Raw genomic sequence first — 251 nt, 5'->3', positions numbered from 1 at the left:
AGTGGATTTATACGGAGTTTATAACGGTTATCAAGGTTTATTTGAAAACGGCATCGAAAAGCTTGATGCTGAACTTTTAGGATGGATCAAATCACATCGTTTCGTAAACGGAGCATGTCTCGGGTCAGGACGCTATGAATTTACATCAGAAAAAATGCAGAAATCACTTTTGAATCTAAAAAAGCATGGAATTGATACTCTAGTTTTTATCGGCGGCAATGGTACGATGGCTGCACTTCATAAGCTGACGG

1 protein-coding gene is annotated in these 251 nt (G+C 39.0%); it reads left to right on the top strand.

Features of this window, described 5'->3' with window-relative positions; genetic code table 11:
* Positions 1 to 251, top strand: a 251-nt coding sequence (locus ICJ84_RS16695; RefSeq protein WP_188217545.1) for a 6-phosphofructokinase, incomplete at both ends; no start/stop codon positions are given.

It is taken from the genome of Aestuariibaculum suncheonense (assembly GCF_014596935.1).
GTDB classification, from domain to species: Bacteria; Bacteroidota; Bacteroidia; order Flavobacteriales; family Flavobacteriaceae; genus Aestuariibaculum; species Aestuariibaculum suncheonense.
The sequence above is the reverse complement of the archived record's forward strand: the minus strand, read 5'-3'. Positions and strand labels throughout refer to the sequence as shown.